Consider the following 22818-nt stretch of genomic DNA (forward strand, 5'->3'; position numbering starts at 1 on the left):
CTTGCTTGAAAATATCTTCCGTGCGCCACCCACTTGAGCGCGTAAGAATTACAAAACAAACCTGCCCCGCCCGCCAGCGGCGCATCCTTTCAGGCGGCTTACGCTGCATAGCACCATTTCAAACGCTTCATGTGCCGGATCTTGGGGCATCGGCACACTTTATGCTCCTTTTCTCCCCAGACAGGCAGGCGACGATTGCGGGATAAATCCAAACGCCCGGAATTGTCAGAAGAGCAAAATCGGTTGCCATTCCCGATGAGATGTATACGCCGGAAGCCCCGGCTCGGGGATGTTGTGCGCGCCTTTTCGCTGGTGGGAGAAGGCCGCTGTTGCAGAGGAAATCGGCCCCATATAGAAAGCGGGCGTGCTTAGCGGTACCAAAGCTTTCTTTCCGGGCGTAAACGAGTTTGTGTTATGTTGTTGCAATTGATCTGGCGCAAAAGTCGTGTTTTCGAGGAACTTTACAGGTTCCCTAATAAGTGTTGCGAACGCGCGATTTATTTTTGTGCGGAAAGATCGAAAATTGCCTTTGATGCATTGCAGCAAGAAACATTTATCTGCAGAATCTAGCGACACCGGTACTACCTGAAAGAGGCCACTATGCTTTACCAATTTCACGAGCTGAACCGCACCTTCCTGAACCCGCTCATCCAATGGGCGGAAGCTTCTGCCAAGCTGTTCACGAACCCGGTCTCGCCCCTCGCACATACGCCGTTCGCGCAACGCATCGCGGCCGGCTACGAATTGATGTACCGGCTCGGCAAGGATTATGAAAAGCCCGAGTTCGGTATCAAGACCGTTCCCGTCGAAGGCAAGTCCGTCGGCGTGTTCGAAGAAGTCGCTGTACAAAAACCTTTCTGCCGGCTGATCCACTTCAAGAAGGACATGAGTGACAAGAAGCTCGCCGAGCTGAAGCAGCCCACCGTGCTGGTCGTCGCGCCGCTGTCCGGCCACCATTCGACGCTGCTGCGCGATACCGTCCGCACACTGCTGTCCAAGCATGACGTGTACGTCACCGACTGGACCGATGCGCGCATGGTGCCCACCGCGGAAGGCCCGTTCCACCTGCACGACTACATTTACTACGTGCAGGAGTTCATCCGCCGCCTCGGCCCGGACCTGCATGTGATCTCCGTCTGCCAGCCGACCGTGCCGGTCCTCGCAGCGATCTCGCTGATGGCCACGGACAACGACCCGATGCTGCCGAAGACGATGACCATGATGGGCGGACCGATCGACCCGCGCAAGTCGCCCACGGAAGTGAACAACCTCGCGACCAAGCACCCCTACTCCTGGTTCGAGAACCGTGTGATCTACAGCGTGCCGCCCAACTATCCGGGCTTTGGCCGCAAGGTCTATCCGGGCTTCCTGCAGCATGCCGGCTTCATCGCGATGAACCCGGGCCGCCATGCGCAGAGCCACTGGGACTTCTACATGCACCTGCGTGCCGGCGATCAGGAGTCCGCCGAAGAGCATCGCAAGTTCTACGACGAGTACAACGCCGTGCTCGACATGCCGGCCGAGTACTACCTCGAGACGATCAAGATCGTGTTCCAGGAATTCCAGCTCCCGATGGGCACCTGGGAAGTGGAAGGCAAGCCGGTGCGTCCGCAGGACATCAAGACCGTCGCCCTGTTCACCATCGAAGGCGAACTGGACGACATCTCCGGCGCCGGCCAGACCGAAGCCGCGCATGATCTCTGCAAGAGCATCCCGAAGTCCAAGAAGCAGCACTTCACGGTGCCGGGCGCCGGCCACTACGGCATTTTCTCGGGCCGCCGCTGGCGCGAGATCGTGTGCCCGAAGATCGGCGAATTCATCGTCGCACATTCCTGATATCACCACCGGTGTAAGACAAAGCCGTTCCCCGGCCGGGGAACGGCTTTTTTATTTGAAGAAGAGGCCGTTTGCCGGGATAATTCTGTTTTTTCCCGCAAAGCCCTGCTGTGTCCTCCATTCCCGCCAAAACGCTGGCCGACCGGATCGAAGATCTCCTGCCCCAGACGCAATGCACGAAGTGCGGCTATCCCGCCTGCCGGCCCTATGCCGAGGCCGTGGCCGACGCTAGCGCCAACTACAACCAGTGCCCGCCCGGCGGCGCGGAAGGCGTCGCGCGGCTGGCGGGGCTGCTGGGCAAACCGGCCATTCCGCTCAATCCCGTCAATGGCCTCGAACGTGCGCGTCCGGTCGCGGTGATCGACGAGACGCTGTGCATCGGCTGCACGCTCTGCATCCAGGCCTGTCCGGTGGACGCGATCGTCGGCGCCGCCAAGCAGATGCATACCGTGGTCAATTCGCTGTGCACGGGCTGCGACCTCTGCGTCGCCCCCTGCCCGGTCGACTGCATCGCGATGGTGGACGTTACGCCGGGAAGGACGGGCTGGGATGCATGGTCGCAGGAACAGGCGGACGCCGCGCGCGAGCGGCATCAGTTCCGCATTGCGCGCCTGCGCCGCGAGAAGGAAGAAAACGATGCGCGCCTGGCGGCAAAGGCTGCCGCGAAGCTGAAGGCCGTCGAAGCCGAAGCCCTGCTGTCGCCGGAGGAAAAGGCTGCCGCGGAACGCAAGCGGGCGATCATCCAGGCGGCCATGGAGCGCGCCCGCCTGAAGAAGGAACAGATGGCCGCGCAAGCGGCGGGCGCGACCGGGATGGGCGATGTGTCGCGTTCGGTGCAAAAGCAGATTGAAGAAATCAATCAGAAGCTCGAACAGCAAAAAGACCCGCAATGAATGCCGAAAAACGCATCGAGATCTTTAGCCGCTTCCGGCAGGCCAACCCGCATCCGACCACCGAACTCGAATACACGACGCCTTTCGAGCTGCTGATCGCCGTCATCCTCTCGGCGCAGGCAACCGACGTGTCGGTGAACAAGGCCACCCGCCAACTCTACCCGGTGGCCAACACCCCCGCCAAGCTCTACGCGCTGGGCGTGGAGGGCCTGGAGGAATACATCCGCACCATCGGCCTGTATCGCACGAAGGCGAAGAACGTCATCGAAACCTGCCGCATCCTGATGGAACAGCACGGCGGCGAGGTGCCCCGTTCCCGCGAAGCGCTGCAAGCCCTGCCCGGTGTCGGGCGCAAGACCGCCAATGTGGTGCTGAACTCCGCGTTCGGGGAACCGACCATTGCGGTCGACACCCACATCTTCCGGGTATCCAACCGCACCGGCATTGCGCCGGGCAAGGACGTCGACGCGGTCGAGCAAAAGCTGCTGAAGGTGGTGCCGCAGGAATTCCGGCACGACGCCCATCACTGGCTGATCCTGCACGGACGCTATACCTGCATCGCGCGCAAGCCGCAGTGCTGGAACTGCATCATCCAGGACCTGTGCGAATACCGGGACAAGACGCCCCTGCCGGACAAGGGCGTATAAAGTCAGGCGATCCGGCAAGCCTCGTCGAACGAGAGGCGCGGGCCGCGCGGGTGGAGCTTGCTGGTGTCGCCGTAGCCGATGCTGCAAACGAAATTCACCCTCACCGACGTGCCCTTGAAAAAGGTGTCGTTCATCTTGACGGCATCGAATCCGGACATCGGTGCGCAGTCGAGGCCGAGCGCACGCGCGGCCATGATGAAATAGCCGCCCTGCAGCGAAGAATTGCGCAGCGCGGTGGTATCGATGTTCGGCTGGTTTCCGGCGAACCAAGAACGCGCATCCGGATTGTGCGGGAAGAGTTGCGGCAGTTTTTCGTAGAACTCCATGTCCATGCCGATGACCGCGGTAACCGGCGCGGATTTCGTCTTTTCGATGTTGCCCGAATTCATGCAGGCAAGCAGCTTCTCTTTCGCCTCGGGCGATTTCACGAACACGATGCGCGCCGGCGAGCAATTGGCCGAGGTCGGGCCCCATTTCATCAGGTCGTAGAGCTGCCTGAGCTGCTCGTCAGTCACCGGTTTGTCGCGCCATCCGTTGTGGGTGCGGGCATCGGTGAACAGGGTCTGGAGTGCGGTGTCGTTGAGCATGTGGGATTCCATTTTTGATGGTGGCAGGAATGCCTCCGGTGCTTGTGGCGCCGGGAAACGGTGCATATCTTAAACGAAAGCGGTCTTGCGGGCTGTAGAATAGCGGCTTGTTTCCCTCGTTGTCCGCTACGATGTTCACTCCTTCCCAGCATGATGTGCGCCGCTTCTTCTGCGAGACTTTCCGCAAGGTACAGGCGAATGAAATCCTCACGCCCCTGGAAGCGATCGCGCGCGACTGGATCGTGCAGCACGAGGAATATGCGGATGCATTGAAAGACGTGAACACCGCGCTCGCCGCGGATTACTCCGTCGAGCGCGGGCAGAGCAATCCCTTCCTGCACCTGTCGATGCACCTGTCGATCGCCGAGCAGATCTCGATCGACCAGCCGCCGGGCATCCGCGCGGCATTTCTCTCCCTCGCCCAACGCCTCGGTTCCGAACATGACGCCCATCACCAGATGATGGAATGCCTGGGCGAGATGATCTGGAATTCGCAGCGCAGCGGGCTTCCGCCCGACGGCGCTGCGTATGTGGAGTGTGTCCGCCGGCGCTAGGCCGATCGGTATCAGGCCACCTTGATCTCGATCTTGCGCGGCTGTACGTGCTCCGCCTTCGGGATGCGCAACTTCAGCACGCCGTTCTTGAACTCCGCGGTGGTTTTCTCGCTATCCAGTTCCTTCGACAGAGTGAACACGCGGCGATAGCGCGGCAGGCGTACTTCGGCGTGCCCCGATTCCATCCCTTCCGGGGTACCCAGGCTCACCGTGCCTTCAATGGTCAGGCTGCCGGCCTCCAGCTGCAGATTCAGGTTGTCCTTCGGCACGCCAGGCAAGTCGGCCAGGAGCGTGATGCCGGAAGCGTCTTCAATCACATCCACCGGCGGCAGCAAGGCAGCCTCGGGACGGGCGGTTTCCGTGGTCCGTTTCGTCACATTGGTATTGTCGCTCATGATCTTCCTCCTGCTTATTGAATGGTGATGCGGCGCGGTTGCGGTGCCTGGCGGCGCTTGACTGACACGTGCAGCACGCCGTCGCGGTATTCGGCCGTCACGCCGCTCGGATTGACGTCGTCCTCGGGCAGGCTGACGACGCGGCGGAAGCGTCCCGCAAACCGTTCGTTGATATGCACCGACGCCTTCTCGTCCTGCGCGGGCAGGCCGGCGGCACGTTCGCCGGCAATGGTCAGCACGCCGCGTTCGAGGTGGACGTCAATGCTGGACGGATCAAGTCCGGGTGCGAAGGCATACAGCTCCAGCGATTGCGGCGTCGAGCCGATGTTCACCGCGGGAAAACCGCCGCGGCCCACGCCGCGGATGCTCGGCCCGGTTTCAAAGACTTCCTGCATCTCGCGCTGCAGGCGATCGAGTTCGGCAAAGACGTCGCGCGGAAACAGCGTTCTGTACATCATGTTGTCCTCCTTCAGGTAGGTTGAACAGCCGTCGTGGCGATGCCGGCGGCTTGCTTACACCCCCAAAATAGGAACACGAAAAAGAATTTCAATACCTTGAATTGCGGCTGTTTCGGCCCCATGGTGAATACCAAGGACGAAAAAAAAGCCACGGGAAGCCGTGGCTTTTCGTAGCTGGCAAAGCCCGCTTATTTGCGCAGCACCAGCGAGCCGGGCAGGCTGTGCAGGTAGGCGGCAATGTCCTTGATGTCCTTGCTGGACAGCGGCTTGACCTGCGCGGCCATGATCGCGTTGCCGCGACCATTGGCGCCGTCGCCGCCGCGCTTGTAGGCGGTCATCGCGAGCACGAGGTAATCCTCGTGCTGGCCGGCCAGCTTCGGATAGCTCGGGTCGATCGGAGTGTTGTAGTCCTTGCCGTGGCAGGAGAAGCAGTTGTACTTTTCGGCGGCTGCCTTGCCCGCTTCGATGTTGCCGGCGGCGAAGGCGTTGAATGAGACCAGCACGGCCGCGGCTGCGAGAATTTTCTTCATTGCGTATCCCCTCTTATTTCTGCTGTGCGTAGTAGGCCGCGACGTCGGCGATGTCCTGGTCGGACAGGCCGGCAGCGATGCCGCGCATGCTGGGGTTCTTGCGCTCGCCCTTCTTGTAGGCGTTCAGCGCGGCCTCGATGTACTTGGCGGATTGGCCGCCGAGCATCGGCACCTGGTACACCTCCGGGAAGGTCGCTTTGTAGCCGGGGATGCCGTGGCAGCCGATGCACATCGCTACCTTGTTGTCAGCCGCCTTGGCATTGCCGTCCGCCGCTGCAGCGAAACCGGCGACACCCGCGAGCGCGAGAAACGCAAATAGTTTTTTCATGATAGCTCGGGATAAATGAGTCGAAATTTCAAAACACATCCGGAAAGGATCCGCTGCATGCACGAACGTGTTGTCGTCTCCTGGCAGAACCCGCTTCCGCCGGCTGTTCTTGTTCTCTGGCAGCGAATCATTTACGGATAAGTTCCTGGAATGCTGACGGACTACGCCGATCCGGCTGTAGGTGTTACTCCGACGCACCAAAACCACCTGATTCTACATGAAGACTGACAAGCAGTCCATGCACCGGAAAACGGGGCGAACACCGGCCGGAAAGCGTGCTCCAACCCGGAAATTCCATCTCGCTTATACTTGATTTTTCTTTTTCTTCCTGACGACCCGGTACCATGCGCCCAGATAATCGCTTCGAAGGTTCACAGAATTACGTCGCCACCAACGACCTGAAACTCGCCGTCAACGCCGCACTGACGCTGCAGCGCCCCCTCCTGATCAAGGGCGAGCCGGGCACGGGCAAGACGATGCTGGCCGAGGAAGTCGCCGCTGCCCTGGGCATGCCGCTGCTGCAGTGGCACATCAAGTCCACCACCAAGGCGCAGCAGGGCCTGTACGAATACGACGCGGTCTCGCGCCTGCGCGACTCGCAGCTCGGTGACGAGCGGGTCAAGGATATCCACAACTACATCGTCAAGGGCGTGCTGTGGCAGGCCTTCACCTCGGAACAGCAGGTCGTGCTGCTGATCGACGAGATCGACAAGGCAGACATCGAATTCCCCAACGACCTGCTGCGCGAGCTCGACCGCATGGAGTTCTACGTGTACGAGACGCGCGAGCTGGTGAAGGCGAAGACGCGCCCGCTGGTGATCATCACCTCCAACAACGAGAAGGAACTGCCGGACGCGTTCCTGCGCCGCTGCTTCTTCCACTACATCAAGTTCCCGGACCGGGACACGATGGAACAGATCGTCAACGTCCACTTCCCGGAACTGAAGAAGGAATTGCTGGCGCAGGCGCTGCAGACCTTCTATGAAGTGCGCGAAGTCGCCGGCCTGAAGAAGAAGCCGTCCACCTCCGAACTGCTCGACTGGCTGAAGCTGCTGCTGGCGGAAGACATCCCGGCCGAGGCGCTGCGCAGCAAGGATACGAAGACCATCGTTCCGCCGCTGCACGGCGCGCTGCTCAAGAACGAACAGGACGTCCACCTGTTCGAACGCCTGGTGTTCATGTCGCGCACCAACCGCTGACCTGCGATGTCCTCCGCCCCCTTCATTACGCCGCTCACGCTCAAGGGTGAGCACACCACCCTGGAACCGCTTGCCATGTCGCATGCGGAGGGATTGTCCGAGGCAGCCAGGGACGGCGAACTGTGGAAGCTCTGGTACACGACGGTGCCGCACCCGGACGGCATGAAGGCGGAGATCGAGCGGCGCCTCGGCCTGCAGGCGGCGGGCAGCATGCTGCCGTTCGCCATCCGGCGCAATGACACGAACGCGCTGTGCGGCATGACGACCTACATGCATATCGACGCGACCCACCGCCGCGTGGAGATCGGCTCGACGTGGTACGCGAAAAGCGCGCAACGCACCGCGATCAACACCGAAGCGAAGCTGATGCTGCTCACCCATGCCTTCGAGTCGCTCGGGTGCATCGCGGTGGAGTTCCGCACGCACTGGATGAACCAGCAGTCGCGCGCCGCCATTGCCCGCCTCGGTGCCAAGCAGGACGGCATCCTGCGCAATCACATGCGCATGCCCGATGGCAGCCTGCGCGACACGGTCGTGTTCTCGATCATCGAATCGGAGTGGCCGGCCATCAAGCGCCATCTCGCTTTCAAGCTGGGGCGCTGAGGAGACAAGATGCTCATCGATTTCTTCTTCACCCTGAAAGACGCGAAGATTCCCGTCTCGATCAAGGAATTCCTGATCCTGCTCGAGGCGATGCAGAAGAGCGTCATCAGCCCCTCGCTCGATGACTTCTATTACCTGTCGCGCACCACGCTGGTCAAGGACGAGGCGCATTACGACAAGTTCGACAAGGCATTCGGCCTGTATTTCCGCGGCATCGACGCCATCTTCGAGAAGCATCCGGAGATCCCGCTGGAATGGCTGCAGAAGCGCATGGAGCGCGAGCTGACGCCGGAACAGAAGGCCGCCATCGAGAAGTTCGGCTACGACAAGCTGATGGACCGCCTGAAGGAATTGCTCAAGGAGCAGAAGGAACGCCACGAAGGCGGCAACCGCTGGATCGGCACCGGCGGCACTTCGCCGTTCGGCAACGGCGGGACGAATCCCGAGGGCATCCGCATCGGCGGCGAGGGCGGCAACCGTTCGGCCGTCAAGGTATGGGAAGCGCGCAGCTACCGCGACTACGACGACGAGCGCGAGCTCGGCACCCGCAACATCAAGGTCGCGCTGCGCCGGCTGCGCAAGTTCGCGCGCGAGGGCGCGGAAGAGGAACTGGCGCTGGACGATACCATCCGCGCCACCGCCAATAATGCCGGCTACCTCGACATCAAGATGCAGCCGGAGCGCAAGAACAACATCAAGGTGCTGATGCTGCTGGACGTGGGCGGCACCATGGACGACCACATCCAGCGCACAGAAGAATTGTTCTCGGCATCGAAAACCGAGTTCAAGAACATGGAGTTCTACTACTTCCACAACTGCGTCTACGACTACCTGTGGAAGAGCAACCGCCGCCGCCACGCGGAGCGTTTCCCGACCTGGGACATCCTGCGCAAGTACACGCCCGACACCAAGCTGATCTTCGTCGGCGACGCCACCATGAGCCCATACGAGATCCTGCAACCGGGCGGCTCGGTGGAGTACAACAACGAGGAAGCCGGCGCGGAATGGCTGCAGCGTTTTACCGCCACCTTCCCGAAATTCATCTGGCTGAACCCGGAACCGGAAGGCCTGTGGCAATACCGCCAGTCGATCTCGGTCATCCGCCAGTTAATGAACAACCGGATGTTCCCGCTCACGATCGAGGGATTGGAGCGCGCGATGCAGCTGCTGAGCAAGTAAGGCTTAGCGCGCGAACGGCAGGAATTTCTTGAGCACGGTGACGAGGTGGTGGCTGGCCAGCGGCTTGTTGAGGAAACCGTCGGCGCCGACGTAGCGCGCCTGTTGCAGGTCGTAGACGAAGGGCTTGCTGACCAGGAACACCACCGCGACGCGGACCGGCGAATCCTTCTCCTTGATGGCCCAGCACAAGCGGTAGGGATCGACGCCCGGCGTCGAGGTATTGATCATGACCACCGCCACCGATTCCCGCTTGCAGATCTCGACGGCTTCGGCTTCATCGCTCACCCAAAGGACGCGCACTTTCTGACGTGCCAGCAGGTCAGAGAGGTAGTCGCGCAGCGCGGGCGCCTTGTCCACCACGAGGACGGCGCCCTTCTCCGGCACCCTGGCACGCATCTTTTCGTATTCGGCGGGATCGGTCAGGTCGAGATCGATGCGGTCGCGCCGGCGGCGTTCGGGCACGGTGACGATGTCCGACGCTTCCAGTCGTGACAGCGCGTCCGCCCGCTTCTCGACCAGATCGTCCAGCGTCCCGAACAGTTGTTCCCAGCGGATCGGATGGCCGACCACGGGGTACGGCAGCATGACGTCCGGCGCCCCGACCAGCATCGCCGGACGCACGCCGCTCGGCCGCAGGTCGGCCAGCGTGACGAGAGCCTTGAGCTGCCGTCCGTTGGCGATATACAGGTCGGGGTCCTGCAGGTTATCCTCCACCAGCCGGAAGTAGCCGTATCCGCGCCCCTGCCTGACTGCGAAATTTTCGTCGAACAACGTTTCCTCTTCCGGGGAGAAACCGATGAGTCGGACGGCGAAGGGAAAGGTCGGGCTGGTCATGGCGTTTCATTTTATAAATATTTTTTGGCCTTGCACCACATAAATTTGCGGGGCCTGCATCGATGCAACAGCAGCCCGGCACTGCGTAAAATCGCCGCATCCGCCGATTTTCATTAGAATGCATGGACTCATGCGTTAATGCATTCCTTACAGCAACTCTGTGTCCTATTGAATGGCAACCAGAAAATCCACCGATTACAGCGAATCGTCAATCCGGGTCCTGAAAGGGCTCGAACCGGTCAAGCAGCGGCCGGGCATGTATACCCGCACGGAAAACCCGCTGCACATCATCCAGGAAGTGATTGACAACGCCTCCGACGAAGCACTGGGCGGCTTTTGCAAGAACATCATCGTCACCCTGAACGCCGACGGCAGCGTCAGCGTCGAGGACGACGGGCGCGGCATCCCGGTCGGCCTGCATCCGGAAGAGAAGGTGCCGACGGTCGAGATCGTCTTCACCCGCCTGCATGCCGGCGGCAAGTTCGACAAGGGCTCGGGCGGTGCCTACTCCTTCTCCGGCGGCCTGCACGGCGTGGGCGTGTCGGTCACCAACGCCCTCTCCTCGCGCCTCGAAATCAATGTGTGGCGAGAAGGCGGCGTGCACCGGATCGTGTTCGCCGACGGCGACGTGGTCGAGAAACTGAAGTCGCGCCCGCAGACCCGCGACGACAAGAAGTCGGGCACACGCGTCACGGTGTGGCCCAACGCCAAGTACTTCGACTCCTCGGCCATCCCGAACGCCGAGCTGCAGCGGCTGCTGCGCTCCAAGGCGGTGCTGCTGCCGGGCGTGAAGGTCACCCTCGTCAACGGCAAGACCGGCGAATCCCAGACCTGGCAATACGAACAGGGCCTGCGCGGCTACCTGATCGAAGCGCTGGCCCAGACCTCGGGTGCGGAGCCGATGATTCCGCTGTTCGAAGGCGAACAGTACGCAGGCAGCGACGCGGAAGGTTTTGCCGAGGGCGAAGGCGCCGCTTGGGTGGTCGCCTGGACCGAAGACGGCAACGTGATGCGCGAGTCCTACGTCAACCTGATCCCGACGCCGGCCGGCGGCACGCATGAGGCCGGCCTGCGCGAAGGCCTGTTCAATGCGGTGAAAAGCTTCGTCGAGATGCACGCGCTGCTACCCAAGGGCGTCAAGCTGCTGCCGGAAGACGTGTTCGCCCGCGTCTCTTTCGTGCTGTCGGCCAAGGTGCTCGATCCGCAGTTCCAGGGCCAGATCAAGGAACGCCTCAATTCGCGCGACGCGGTGCGCCTGGTCGCGTCCTTCACGCGCCCTGCCCTCGAGCTCTGGCTCAACCACCACGTCGATTACGGCAAGAAGCTGGCCGAGCTGGTGATCAAGCAGGCGCAATCCCGTCTGCGCTCGGCGCAGAAAGTGGAGAAGAAAAAGTCTTCCGGCGTGGCCGTGCTCCCGGGCAAGCTGACCGATTGCGAATCGGATGACATCGGCCGCAACGAACTCTTCCTCGTCGAGGGGGATTCGGCAGGCGGCTCGGCCAAGATGGGCCGCGACAAGGAATTCCAGGCCATCCTTCCGCTGCGCGGCAAGGTGCTGAACTCCTGGGAAACCGAACGCGACCGCCTGTTCGCCAACAATGAGATCCACGACATCGCCGTCGCCATCGGCGTCGACCCGCATGGGCCGAACGATACGCCCGACCTGTCCGGCCTGCGCTACGGCAAGATCTGCATCCTCTCGGACGCGGACGTCGACGGTTCGCACATCCAGGTGCTGCTGCTGACGCTGTTCTTCAAGCATTTCCCGCAACTGATCGCGCGCGGCAACATCTTCGTCGCCCGTCCGCCGCTGTACCGTGTGGACGCGCCGGCGCGCGGCAAGAAGCAGGCACAGAAGCTGTACGCGCTGGACGACGGCGAACTCGAAGCGATCGAAGACAAGCTGCGCAAGGACGGCGTCAAGGAAGGCGGCTGGAGCATTTCGCGCTTCAAGGGCCTGGGCGAGATGAACGCGGAACAGCTCTGGGAAACCACGATGAACCCGGACACCCGCCGCCTGCTGCCGGTGTCGCTCGGCGACTTCGACCTCGCAGCTTCCGAATCGCGCTTCAACATGCTGATGGGTAAAGGCGAAGCCGCCGCTCGCCGCGCATGGCTGGAAGAGCACGGCAACGAAGCCGAAGCCGATATTTAAGCTGCGCATGAAACGCCTCGCCATCCTCGCCATTGCCTTGCTGTCCGCCTCCGCGCAGGCGGACATCTACGGCTATGTGGACGCGGACGGCACCGCGCATTTTTCGACCGAACGGCTCGACGAACGCTACCAGCTCTACATGCGTGGCGACGGCGCGTTCGACAGCACGCGCATCGTTGCGCCGGAAGCTGCCGAAACACCGCTGGCGCGCTTCCTGACACGCCATCCCGGCCTGCAGAAAGTCGAAACCCTGCTGCAGGCAGCGGCAAAGGATTTCGAGCTCGACCCGGCGCTGCTCAAGGCGGTGATGGCGGCCGAGTCGGGATTCAATCCGAATGCCGTCTCCCCCAAGGGCGCGGTCGGCCTGATGCAGATCATGCCGGCCACCGCGGAGCGCTACGGGCTGCAGGGCGACAGGAAGAAATCGATCGAGCAGAAATTGACCGATCCGAAGACCAACATCCGGCTTGCCGCGCGCTACCTGCGCGACCTGCACCGCATGTTTCCGGCGCGCCCGGAGCTGGTGATCGCGTCGTACAACGCGGGCGAAGGCGCGGTGCAGAAATACAGGAACGCCATCCCGCCCTATCCGGAAACACGCTCCTACGTGCAGGTCGTCAAGCAGTTCTACCAGCTCTATAAACCGGCGGCGCAGAGCCTGTCGGTCGCAGCGGCGGACGGCAATACCGTCACCGCAAAGCGTATCCACATGACCATTCCGGGCCGCCGGAGCATGCCGGCAACCACCCTCGAGTAATCCAAGAAACAATGACTGAACAAGCCAACCTGTTTGAAGAAGTGCCGTCGGGCGACGGCGAATCGCTGACCCTGGCGACTTTTGCCGAGCGTGCCTACCTCGACTACGCGATCTCGGTCGTCAAGGGCCGCGCGCTGCCGGACGTGAGCGATGGCCAGAAGCCGGTGCAGCGCCGCATCCTGTACGCGATGCACGAGCTCGGCCTCGATTCTGCCGCCAAGCCGCGCAAGTCGGCCGCGGTGGTCGGCGATGTGCTCGGCAAGCTGCACCCGCACGGCGACCAGTCGGTGTACGACGCGCTGGTGCGCATGGCGCAGGACTTCTCGCTGCGCTATCCGCTGATCGACGGCCAGGGCAACTTCGGCTCGCGCGACGGCGACGGCGCCGCGGCGATGCGATACACGGAAGCCCGCCTGACCCCGATCTCGAAACTGCTGCTCGACGAAATCGACATGGGCACGGTCGACTTCCAGCCGAACTACGACGGCTCGACGCAGGAGCCGAAACTGCTGCCGGGCCGCCTGCCCTTCGTGCTCCTCAACGGCGCGTCCGGCATTGCGGTTGGTCTGGCAACCGAAATCCCGTCGCATAACCTGGCCGAAGTGGCCAAGGCCGCGGTGACGATGATCCGCAATCCGAAGATCACCCACGCGGAACTGATGGAACTGGTGCCCGGCCCGGACTTTCCGGGCGGCGGCCAGATCATCACGCCGGCGACGGCCATCGCCGAGATGTATGAGAACGGACGCGGCACGCTGAAGGTGCGCGCCCGCTGGAAGATCGAAGACCTCGCGCGCGGCCAGTGGCAGGCAGTGGTCACCGAACTGCCGCCCGGCACCTCGGCGCAAAAGATTCTCGAAGAGATCGAGGAGCTCACGAATCCCAAGGTCAAGCTCGGCAAGAAGTCGCTGCTGCCCGACCAGCTGGCGATGAAGCAGATGATCTTGTCGGTGCTGGACACGGTGCGCGACGAATCCGGCAAGGATGCGCCCGTGCGCCTGGTGTTCGAACCGAAGTCAAAGAACCAGGACCAGACGGAGTTCATGAACATTCTGCTGGCGCACACCTCGCTGGAGACCGGCAACTCGATCAACCTCGTGATGATCGGCCGCGATGGCCGCCCGCGCCAGAAGGGCTTGACGCACATCCTGCAGGAGTGGATCGAGTTCCGTTTCGACACCGTGACGCGCCGCACGCGTTTCCGCCTGCAGAAGGTGGACGACCGCATCCACATCCTGGAAGGCCGCGAGGCGATCCTGCTGAATATCGACAAGGTGATCCGGATCATCCGCGAATCGGACGAGCCGAAGCCGGCGCTGATCAAGGCATTCAACCTGTCCGACCGCCAGGCCGAGGACATCCTGGAAATCCGCCTGCGCCAGCTGGCGCGCCTGGAAGCGATCAAGATCCAGCAGGAACTGGCCGAGCTGCGCAAGGAAAAGGAAACCCTGCATGACCTGCTCGACAATCCTGCGTCGATGAAGCGACTGGTCATCAAGGAAATCGAGACCGATGCGAAACAATTCGGCGATGCCCGCCGCACGCTGATCGAGGAAGCCGAGCGCGCGAGCGTCGAGCAGAAGGTACTGGACGAGCCGGTGACCGTGGTGATTTCGCAGAAGGGCTGGGTGCGTGCGCGCAACGGCCACGGCCACGATCCGGCGCAGTTCGGTTTCAAGGCCGGCGATGGCCTGTACGGCACCTTCGAATGCCGCACGGTGGACACGCTGCTCGCATTTGGCTCCAATGGCCGTATCTACTCGGTGCCGGTGTCGGCCCTGCCGGGCGCGCGCGGCGACGGGGTGCCGGTCACCACGCTGGTCGAAGTCGCCAGCGGCACCCGCCTGCTGCATTACTTCGCCGGCCCGGCCGATACGCTGCTCCTGCTGGCCTCCACCGCGGGCAATGGCTTCACTGCCAAGGCGGGTGACATGGTCAGCCGCATCAAGGCAGGCAAGGCATTCATGACGCTCGACGAAGGGGATGAACCGCTGGCGCCGCGCGTCGCCGCGAGCGATGCGAGTGCTGTCGCCTGCCTGTCGGAAAAGGGCCGCCTGCTCGTGTTCGGCATGGACGAGCTCAAGACCCTGTCCGGCGGCGGCCGCGGCGTGATCCTGATGGATCTGGAGAAGAACGAAAAACTGCTCGCGGCGCAACCGATCAGCCAGAAGGGCACGAGCGTGTCCGGCACCGGCCGCGGCGGCAAGGCGCAGGAAATCGTTTTGTCGGCGAATGCGCTTGCACCCCACATCGGCAAGCGTGCCCGCAAGGGCAAGGCGCTGGAGGCGAAGATCAAGCCGCTGGCGCTGCAGGCCGTGCGATAAGCGCACAGGCGGCAGGCAACCGCCTGCCGCCTCTTTTCAGATCGCGACGCCCGACTCCGCCTGCCCGATCAGCGTGGCCAGCATCGTAGTGTCCGCTCCGATACCCTCCGTCAGCACGGTCAGGTGCGACGGCGTCATCTCCCTCCCCTCCGCGCGCTGGTAGGCGACCGCGTACAGCGACCAGTCGAGCCTGTTCTGGAAAAAATCCTTCCCGGGCGTGCCGTCCGCCACGTTGAGAGCGGCATTGGTCATGTCCATCACAAGCTGGCCCCGCGAACGCAGCGCAAGTTGCTGCGTCCAGTAGCCGAGACCCTCCGCATCCGGCGCCTTGTCGAACACGTTGTTGTAGATCGTCGTCACGAATTGCGAAGGGACGAGGTCCGCCGGATAGATGGCCTTGACGACGTCGAGCGAGAAGATGATGTCGGCGACGGCGTCGATGCCGCGCGCCGCGACTTCTTTCGTCCAGTAGTTGAAGCCTTCCGTTTCCGGCGCCCTGCGGAACGCGGCGACGTAAATCTGCGCCAGGGTGGTGTCAGGGCTGGGGAAAGCGGAAACGTTTGAAAGATTGAGCGCACCGTCGTTGAACTGCAGTTGTTCGACATTCCGGCACACGGCAAGGTTGGCGCCGGTCTCGTCGCTGACAATGAACACTTCGCCGCGCAGCTTGCTCACGCGAATGGCGGCGGAATTTTGCGAAATGATGAGCTTGTCCGCACCGGCGCCGCCGTAGATGGACTCCCTGCCCGTCTCGAACAGGAAGCTGTCGTTGCCGTCACCGCCATCGAGCCGGTCGTTGCCGGCGCCGCCAGCCAGCGTGTCGGCCCCTCCCATGCCGGCGATCCGGTTGTCGGCGCTATTGCCGGTGATCCTGTCGCCTGCCGCGCTGCCGATCGCGTTTTCGATCACGCTGCCGAAGTTGATGGTGATCTGGCCTGCATCGCTGATCAACGATCCCTTCGATCCGATGTAGCCCCAGTACCCGGGGTCGAGATACAGCGTCACGCCCTGCGCGAGCGCCGAAGCGTCGATGGTGTCCGTGCCGCCGCCGTCCCAGATGAAGTTCGAGGTGCGGGCGGTGAGCGTATAGGTATCGTCGGCAGCGGCGGCCTTGCTCGGCCCGTACAGGTATTGCAGCGCGGCGATGTCGAGCGGCGCGTAGCGCAGGGAGTAGTCGGCCACGCGGCTGTTGTAGCTCATCACCGACCATTGCGACGTGTTCTCCGCCGCCGGCAGGTAGGGCGCTTCGGAATCGGAATGGCTGAACGGATGCTTCAGGCCCAGCGCGTGCCCGATCTCGTGGATCAGCGTGAGTGCCGAATAATCGCCGTTGCGCGGTGACAGGTTCGACGAACTGCTGCCGCTGTAATTGAGCAGCACGTCGCTGCCGATGTAGCTGTCGTGCGGGAAGTAGGCATACCCCGAGGAACCGCTCTGCGTATTGTTGGCAAATACCAGGGTATTGATGTCCGCCGCATTGGTCGTTTCGATGAAGTGCAGATCGACGACCGTCGAAATGTAAGCCAGGGCCTCGCGCACGAATGCCTGTTGCTGCGCGGTGAATGCCTTGAAGCCGGCGGCGTCGGTCGCGCTGAAGTGCGGCGGCGGCGAAGCCGGAAAGCAATAGGTGAATGTCCTGCTGCTGCCCAGTATGGCGGGGAAGCCGGTCGCGGCGGCGGGAATCAGCGCGTCGATCCAGTACGGCAGCTTTTGCACACCCGCTGCCCAGGACCAGTTTTCGATCTCGGTATCGGTCTTGTAGAAATCCGCATGGACGATGGCGCTATCGATACCGCCGGTATCGTAGATCTGATCCCAGCGGTTACGAACGATGTAGGTGTCGCTGCCCTCACCGCCGTACAGCTCGTCGCTGCCTTCGCCCCCGTCCAGCGTGTCGTTGCCCCGCCCGCCGAAAAGGACGTCGTTTGATGCAGTTCCGTCAAGGGTGTCGTCGCCGCTTGTACCGCTTTTGATCATGACTGCCGCCGTCGTCGAAATACAACCCGGCAAGATTGCCGGCGTTCAGCAGTCTATCAAATCGGCGCATCCTGTCGGTCGGAAAAGAACGACAGGATGCGCATTGCCGGCGGGCGAGAATTACAGCTTGGCGGCGATCAGCTTGCCCAGCTTTTCCACGCCTTCGCGGATCTTCGCGGGGGGTACGGTGACGAAGCTCAGGCGCAGCGTGTTCTTCTCGGCTGCGTTGGCATAGAAGGGCGCGCCAGGAACAAAGGCGACGTTTTGCGCGATCGCCTCGTCGAGCAGCTTCATGCTGTCGATATGCTTGGGCAGCGTGACCCAGATGAACATGCCGCCTTCCGGACGCGTCCAGGTGACGGACGACGGGAAGAACTCGGCCAGCGATTCGAGCATGGCATTGCACTGGTTTGCATACAGCGTGCGGATGGTCGGGATGTGCTCTTTCAGGAAGCCGTCCTTGATCACTTCATGCACCACCATCTGCGTCAGCTGGGCGGTGTGCAGATCGGCAGCCTGCTTGGCTTGCTCAAGCTTGCGGATCAGTGGAACGGGAGCGACGACGTAGCCGAGGCGGATACCGGGCGTGAGCACCTTGGAGAACGAGCCCATGTAGATGACGCCCTCGGGATTCATCGTCAGCATCTTCGGCAGCGGCTCGCCGCGGTAGCTGAGGGCGCCGTAGGGATCGTCCTCGATCAGCGGCAGGCCGAGGCGGGCGCAGGTCTCGACCAGCGCGGCGCGGCGTTCGACCGACAGCGAGCGGCCGGTCGGGTTCTGGAAATTCGGGAGGGCGTACAGGAGGCGCGCGCCTTGGGCGACGCCGGCCAGCTGTTCGGGAATGAGTCCATGATCGTCCGTCGGTACCGACACGAATTCGGGGCGGTACACCGAGAATGCCTGCAGTGCCCCGAGGTAGCTCGGCGTTTCCACCAGCACCTTGCTGCCTTCATCGACCAGCACCTTGGCCAGCAGGTCGAGGCCTTGCTGGGAACCCGACACCATCAACACCTGTTCCGGCACAATCTTCGCGCCATTCGTGGACAGCGAGTCGGCAATCCATTCACGCAGCGGGCCGTAGCCGTCGGTGGGGCCGTACTGCAGCGCGACCTTGCCCTGCTTCGACAATACGGTGTCGAAGGCGGCGCGCATGCGCTCCACCGGGAAGGTTTCCGGAGACGGCAAGCCACCCGCGAAGGAAATCACATCGGGACGAACCGTCACCTTGAGGATTTCACGGATGACCGAGCTTTGCAGCTGTTGCGCGCGCTCGGAGAATTGCCACTGGATGGGTGAAGGATTTTCCATTTTCATAGATGTCTCGCAAGTTGAATGGCGCGGTACGCCTGTTATTGTCGGCACGCTTGTGGCTGCCGTTGAAAAGATGACATGGGGTACATGCCATCGGGGGAACCGGAATTTTACCCGTGTATTGCCACGTAGGCCGCGTACTCCGCGCCCTACGCCGAAAATTTTTCGGACAGTCCCTTTTCAAGCTCGGCAATACCGGCCGGGAGGTCAAGCGAAGCGCCCGCGTACTGCATGCTCGAACCGAACGCATGCAGCGTGCGGAACAGGTTGTGTGCGCGGCTTTGCTCGCCCATCTGTCCGATGCGGACGATGTTCAAACCGAAGGAACCGGAAATCTCGACGCGGTGCACGCGCGACATGTGGGTGCGTACGGCGTCGCCCGAAATTCCGTCCGGAATGGTGATGCCGACCACCGAGTTCAGCCGCACCGCCTCGGGCACCAGCAGCTTCAGGCCCATCGCTTCGATACCGCGCTGCAGCGCCTTGGAGCAGACTTCATGGCGGCTGAAACGGCGGGGAAGCGTTTCCTCGCACACCAGCCGCAGCGCCTCGTGCAGGGCGAGAATGCCCGACACCGGCGCGGTGTAGTGGTAGGACTTCTGGTTCCAGAACTTGTCGGCCAGCAGCGCGTCCAGGCACCAGTGCGTGATCGGCTTCTTGCGCGCTTCGATCCGCTTCCATGCATTTTCGGAGAACGCGAGCAGCGATACGCCCGGAATCGACGACAAGCCCTTCTGCCCGCCGGTGATCACGGCGTCGACCTTCCACCGGTCCATTTCGAGAGGCATGGTGCTGAGCGTGCACACCGCGTCGACGATCACCATGCAGCCATAGCTGTTGGCAAGACGGGAGATGGCTTCAAGATGGCGATTGAACACCGTGTTGGAGGTTTCTCCCTGCACGATGGTCAGTGTCTGGAAGTCGCCCTGCTTCAGGTACTGCTCGACCGTCTCCACCTGCGCGGCTTCGTTGTCGGGCACTTCGATGATCGTGACTTCGGCCCCGATGCGCGCCGCCATCTCCGCCATGCGCCGGCTGAAGTAGCCGTTGCACACCGCGAGCACCTTGCTGCCCGGATCAACCAGGTTGCAGATGGCCATTTCCATCGCGGCGGAACCGGGGCCGGCGACGCCGAGGACGTGGCGCGACGAGGTCTGGAAGACGTAGCGTCCCATCTCCTTCACCTGCTCGATCACCTTGTTCATCGTCTCGCCGAGGTGGTTGATGACGATGGAGTTGGCGTACGCGACCTTGTGCGGGATCGGGACCGGCCCGGCACCCATCATCAGGAGCGGTTCCTGCGGCAGGATATGGTCGAGCGATGCAACGGATGGCGGTTGGAAGGTTTCCATGTCGGCGTTTGTCGGGAGTAAAAGGGTTGGCCTGTCAGGCGAGGATGTATCCTTCGATGCAGTTTACCGCCAAACCGCCCAGCCAGATCGTGTCGTTTTCGTGGGCGATCGCAATGCGGCCGTCACGGCCGACGCAGCGTCCCTGCCTGGCCTGGTAATCGACGGGGCCGCGGCGCTCGCGCAGGTAATACGCGACGGCGCCGTTGCCGCTGCCGCACACCGGATCTTCCGGCGTGCCTTCGTGCGGCGCGAAGGAGCGCACCTCCACGCTCTCGCCATCGAGGCCGAAGATGTTGATGCCATTGGTACCGGCCTTCTTCGCCGCTTCAGCCACGCGGTTCATGTCCGGCCTGAGCCCGCGCAGCAGCTCGCCGCCGGCGACCTGCGCGGTCAGCCAGACGATGCCGAGATCGACCGCGACCGGGTTTTCCAGCAGCGGTGCGCCTATCGCCTGCTCCACCGCGTGCCGGATAACCTCGCCGGCGGGGCGGAACTGCGCGGACGGCAGAGCAATGCGGATGCCCTCCTCGCCGGTCCGCATGCGCACCAGTCCGACACCGCACTCCTGCACCAGTTCACCGGCGCGCCGCGGCTTGAAGCCCGAGGCCAGCATGGCGTGGGCGCTGCCGATCGTCGGGTGCCCGGCAAAAGGCAATTCGCCCGTCGGAGTGAAGATGCGCAGCCGGTAATCCGCCTCCGGGTTGCCGGGCCTGAAGACAAAGGTGGTCTCGGAGAGGTTGGTCCAGCTTGCGATCGCCTGCATCTGCGCGGCATCGAGGCCATCGCCGTCCAGCACGACGGCAACCGGGTTGCCCCTGTACGGTTCGGCGGTGAATACATCGACCTGACAGAAGCGGCGCTGAGGCATGCGATCGTCCTTTCCGTTCAACCCAGTTCTGCGATCAGTTCGATTTCCACGCAGGCGCCCAGCGGGACCTGTGCCACGCCGAAGGCGGAGCGCGCATGCTTGCCCTTCTCGCCGAACACTTCGCCCAGCAGGTCGGAAGCACCGTTGGTCACCAGGTGCTGCTCGATGTAGTCCGGCGTCGAGTTCACCAGGCTCATCACCTTGACGATACGCTTGACGCGGTTCAGGTCGCCGCCGGCCGCTGCCTGCAGCGTCGCCATCAGGTCGATCGCCACGGCGCGCGCCGCCTGCTTGCCTTCCTCGGTGCCGATGTCCTTGCCGAGCTGGCCCACCCAGGGCTTGCCGTCTTTCTTGGCGATATGGCCGGACAGGAACACGGTGTTGCCGGTCTGGGCAAACATGACGTAGGAAGCAGCGGGCGCGGCGACCGCCGGCAGTTCGATGTTGAGCGCTTTCAGTTTTTCGTAGACGGACAAGATGTTCTCCAGAGGGAAATAAGGGATGACGATTAAGGATGAAGATTTTAACGCTTCACCGACATGCGCCGCCCGATGGCGACCACGGCGAGGACAGCCGCGGCGAACAGGAAGTTGCGCGCGTCGAGCGTTTCGCCCAGGATCAGGGCCGCGCCGACCAGCGTCAGGAAAGGTTGCAGCAACTGCACCTGTCCCACGCGGGCGATGCCGCCGAGAGCCAGCCCTTTATACCAAAAGAAGAACCCAATAAACATCGAAAATACAGAGACATAGCCGAATCCTATCCAGGCCTTGGCGGAGGCCGTCACGCCGTAGTTCCAGCCGAGCCAGATCGTAACCGGAAGCAAGACCGGCATGGACAGCACCAGCGCCCAGGAAATCACCTGCTGCCCGCCCATGGTCTGCGACAGGCGGCCGCCTTCGGCATAGCCCATGGCTGCGGCGACGGTGGCGGCGAACAGGGCGAAGTCCGCCGGATGCAGGGTGCCGCCGCCCTGCCAGAGCGCGAAGGCAACCACGAGGCCGCTGCCGGCGAAGGCGGCGATCCAGAATCCCACGGAAGGGCGTTCGCCGAAGCGCAGTGCGCCGAACAGTGCGGTCGCCAGCGGCAGGATGCCGACCACGATGGCGCCATGCGACGCCGGCACATAGCGCATCGCGATCGAAGAAAATACCGGGAAGCCGACCACCACGCCGAGCGACGTGATGGCCAGGGCGCGAAACTGCGCGCGCGTCGGGCGCGGCGCGCCCATCCACCACAGCAAGGCCGCCGATGCCGCCGCGGCCACGACCGCACGGCCGAGCGCCACCAGCACCGGGTTGAGTTCTTCCACCGCCATGCGGGTGAACGGCAAGGTCAGGCTGAAAATGGCGACACCGATGGTGCCGAGCCACATGCCGCGGGTTTCCTGCGCCAGGCTTGTACTCATGTTCTCCTCACATCCAGATCGACACGGCGGAATAGACGGTGAGCAGCACCATCACCGCGCAGAACAGGCGCTGCCAGAGCGGCTGGGCCAGATAGCGGCGCAGCACCGCGCCTGTACCGGCCCAGATGCCGACGCAGGGCAGGTTGATCGCGCAGAACACGAGGCAGAACAATCCGACCGCAAACCAGACCGGTTCCACCGGCGGCAGGAATGCCGATACGCCGGTCACCGCCATCACCCACGCCTTGGGATTGACGAACTGGAACATCGCCGCGCCGGTGAAGGACATGGGCCGGGCCGAGGACTGCTCGTCCTGGCGGAAGGCCATGCTGCGCAGCTGCCAGGCGAGATACAGCAGATAGGCGGAACCCAGGGTCTTGAGCACCACGTGCAGCGCGGGAACCGCGAGGATCAGGCTGCCGATGCCAAGCGCGCAAAGGACGAGCATCACACCGAAGCCGAAGGTAATACCCAGCATGTGCGGAATGGAACGGACGAAGCCGAACAGGATGCCCGACGAGGTCAGCATGATGTTGTTCGGGCCGGGCGTGATCGACGAGACGAAGGCGAATGTCGCAAGGGGGAGCAGGGTTTCCATGATCTCTCTCTACGTTCAACAGGAGCCG

Annotated in this window: 23 protein-coding genes; 10 read left to right on the plus strand and 13 right to left on the minus strand. The window is 62.7% G+C overall.

The window, feature by feature from the left end; genetic code table 11:
- Positions 1-600 precede the first annotated feature (600 nt).
- The 3 genes from VFF99_RS01020 (at position 601) to nth (ending at position 3376) form a co-directional block, all read left to right on the plus strand.
- Positions 601-1836 carry a polyhydroxyalkanoate depolymerase gene (locus tag VFF99_RS01020; RefSeq protein WP_325014161.1) on the plus strand — a complete coding sequence of 412 codons (1236 nt, stop codon included), beginning with the start codon at positions 601-603 and terminating at the stop codon, positions 1834-1836.
- A gap of 110 nt (positions 1837-1946) precedes the next feature.
- Positions 1947-2729 (plus strand): electron transport complex subunit RsxB, encoded by a 783-nt coding sequence (rsxB, locus tag VFF99_RS01025; RefSeq protein WP_325014163.1) that lies wholly within the window; start codon positions 1947-1949, stop codon positions 2727-2729.
- Positions 2726-3376: an endonuclease III gene (gene nth, locus VFF99_RS01030; protein ID WP_325014165.1), complete on the plus strand. Its 651-nt coding sequence runs from the start codon at positions 2726-2728 to the stop codon at positions 3374-3376. The genes rsxB and nth overlap by 4 nt, the downstream gene beginning before the upstream one ends.
- A 2-nt stretch (positions 3377-3378) precedes the next feature.
- Here the strand turns inward: nth and VFF99_RS01035 are convergent, their stop codons facing one another.
- Complete coding sequence (locus VFF99_RS01035; RefSeq protein WP_325014166.1) at positions 3379-3963, minus strand: malonic semialdehyde reductase; 585 nt, start codon at positions 3961-3963, stop codon at positions 3379-3381.
- A 131-nt stretch (positions 3964-4094) separates the two neighbouring features.
- Between VFF99_RS01035 and VFF99_RS01040 the strand changes: the two genes are divergently transcribed.
- A complete protein-coding gene (locus tag VFF99_RS01040) occupies positions 4095-4517 on the plus strand; it encodes a DUF1841 family protein (RefSeq protein WP_325014168.1) in 423 nt (140 codons plus the stop codon).
- Positions 4518-4528: 11 nt separating this feature from the next.
- Here VFF99_RS01040 and VFF99_RS01045 read toward each other — a convergent pair whose 3' ends face one another.
- The 4 genes from VFF99_RS01045 to VFF99_RS01060 all read right to left on the minus strand — a co-directional run bounded on the left by VFF99_RS01045 (position 4529) and on the right by VFF99_RS01060 (position 6228).
- A complete protein-coding gene (locus VFF99_RS01045; RefSeq protein ID WP_325014170.1) occupies positions 4529-4912 on the minus strand; it encodes an Hsp20/alpha crystallin family protein in 384 nt (127 codons plus the stop codon).
- Between the two features lie 14 nt (positions 4913-4926).
- A complete protein-coding gene (locus VFF99_RS01050) occupies positions 4927-5367 on the minus strand; it encodes an Hsp20/alpha crystallin family protein (RefSeq protein WP_325014204.1) in 441 nt (146 codons plus the stop codon).
- A gap of 191 nt (positions 5368-5558) precedes the next feature.
- Positions 5559-5900: a cytochrome c gene (locus VFF99_RS01055; RefSeq protein ID WP_325014171.1), complete on the minus strand. Its 342-nt coding sequence runs from the start codon at positions 5898-5900 to the stop codon at positions 5559-5561.
- Positions 5901-5913: 13 nt separating this feature from the next.
- Complete coding sequence (locus tag VFF99_RS01060; protein WP_325014173.1) at positions 5914-6228, minus strand: cytochrome c; 315 nt, start codon at positions 6226-6228, stop codon at positions 5914-5916.
- 344 nt (positions 6229-6572) lie between these two features.
- Between VFF99_RS01060 and VFF99_RS01065 the strand changes: the two genes are divergently transcribed.
- From VFF99_RS01065 to VFF99_RS01075, 3 genes are read left to right on the plus strand one after another with little or no spacing between them, the layout of a single operon-like run.
- Complete coding sequence (locus tag VFF99_RS01065; RefSeq protein ID WP_325014175.1) at positions 6573-7427, plus strand: MoxR family ATPase; 855 nt, start codon at positions 6573-6575, stop codon at positions 7425-7427.
- Between the two features lie 6 nt (positions 7428-7433).
- On the plus strand, positions 7434-8030 hold the full coding sequence (locus tag VFF99_RS01070; RefSeq protein ID WP_325014177.1) for a GNAT family protein: 597 nt from the start codon (positions 7434-7436) through the stop codon (positions 8028-8030).
- Positions 8031-8039: 9 nt separating this feature from the next.
- Positions 8040-9209 (plus strand): hypothetical protein, encoded by a 1170-nt coding sequence (locus VFF99_RS01075; RefSeq protein WP_325014179.1) that lies wholly within the window; start codon positions 8040-8042, stop codon positions 9207-9209.
- A gap of 3 nt (positions 9210-9212) precedes the next feature.
- Here VFF99_RS01075 and VFF99_RS01080 read toward each other — a convergent pair whose 3' ends face one another.
- A complete protein-coding gene (locus VFF99_RS01080; RefSeq protein WP_325014181.1) occupies positions 9213-10043 on the minus strand; it encodes a response regulator in 831 nt (276 codons plus the stop codon).
- 172 nt (positions 10044-10215) lie between these two features.
- Here VFF99_RS01080 and VFF99_RS01085 point away from each other — a divergent pair, with 172 nt between their 5' ends.
- The 3 genes from VFF99_RS01085 to parC are packed head-to-tail and all read left to right on the plus strand — an operon-like array spanning position 10216 to position 15279.
- Entirely contained in the window at positions 10216-12198 is a 1983-nt protein-coding gene (locus VFF99_RS01085) for a DNA topoisomerase IV subunit B (protein WP_325014183.1), read from the plus strand.
- Between the two features lie 7 nt (positions 12199-12205).
- Positions 12206-12955 carry a lytic transglycosylase domain-containing protein gene (locus tag VFF99_RS01090; RefSeq protein WP_325014185.1) on the plus strand — a complete coding sequence of 250 codons (750 nt, stop codon included), beginning with the start codon at positions 12206-12208 and terminating at the stop codon, positions 12953-12955.
- An 11-nt stretch (positions 12956-12966) separates the two neighbouring features.
- Positions 12967-15279: a DNA topoisomerase IV subunit A gene (parC, locus tag VFF99_RS01095; protein ID WP_325014187.1), complete on the plus strand. Its 2313-nt coding sequence runs from the start codon at positions 12967-12969 to the stop codon at positions 15277-15279.
- Between the two features lie 36 nt (positions 15280-15315).
- On the opposite strand, the gene VFF99_RS01100 is transcribed toward parC, so the two are convergent.
- From VFF99_RS01100 to VFF99_RS01130, 7 genes are all read right to left on the minus strand, one after another.
- Positions 15316-17256: a DUF4214 domain-containing protein gene (locus tag VFF99_RS01100; protein WP_325014189.1), complete on the minus strand. Its 1941-nt coding sequence runs from the start codon at positions 17254-17256 to the stop codon at positions 15316-15318.
- A 120-nt stretch (positions 17257-17376) separates the two neighbouring features.
- On the minus strand, positions 17377-18570 hold the full coding sequence (locus tag VFF99_RS01105) for a PLP-dependent aminotransferase family protein (protein ID WP_325014191.1): 1194 nt from the start codon (positions 18568-18570) through the stop codon (positions 17377-17379).
- A 146-nt stretch (positions 18571-18716) separates the two neighbouring features.
- A complete protein-coding gene (locus VFF99_RS01110) occupies positions 18717-19919 on the minus strand; it encodes an alanine--glyoxylate aminotransferase family protein (RefSeq protein WP_325014192.1) in 1203 nt (400 codons plus the stop codon).
- A 34-nt stretch (positions 19920-19953) separates the two neighbouring features.
- Positions 19954-20787, minus strand: a complete 834-nt coding sequence (locus tag VFF99_RS01115) for a PhzF family phenazine biosynthesis protein (RefSeq protein WP_325014194.1) — start codon at positions 20785-20787, stop codon at positions 19954-19956.
- A 17-nt stretch (positions 20788-20804) separates the two neighbouring features.
- Positions 20805-21263: a RidA family protein gene (locus VFF99_RS01120; RefSeq protein WP_325014196.1), complete on the minus strand. Its 459-nt coding sequence runs from the start codon at positions 21261-21263 to the stop codon at positions 20805-20807.
- Between the two features lie 47 nt (positions 21264-21310).
- Positions 21311-22192, minus strand: a complete 882-nt coding sequence (locus VFF99_RS01125) for a DMT family transporter (RefSeq protein WP_325014198.1) — start codon at positions 22190-22192, stop codon at positions 21311-21313.
- A 7-nt stretch (positions 22193-22199) separates the two neighbouring features.
- Positions 22200-22790 carry a LysE family translocator gene (locus tag VFF99_RS01130; RefSeq protein ID WP_325014200.1) on the minus strand — a complete coding sequence of 197 codons (591 nt, stop codon included), beginning with the start codon at positions 22788-22790 and terminating at the stop codon, positions 22200-22202.
- Positions 22791-22818 lie beyond the last annotated feature (28 nt).

It is taken from the genome of Noviherbaspirillum sp. (assembly GCF_035654295.1).
In the GTDB taxonomy this organism is placed as follows: Bacteria; Pseudomonadota; Gammaproteobacteria; order Burkholderiales; family Burkholderiaceae_D; genus Noviherbaspirillum.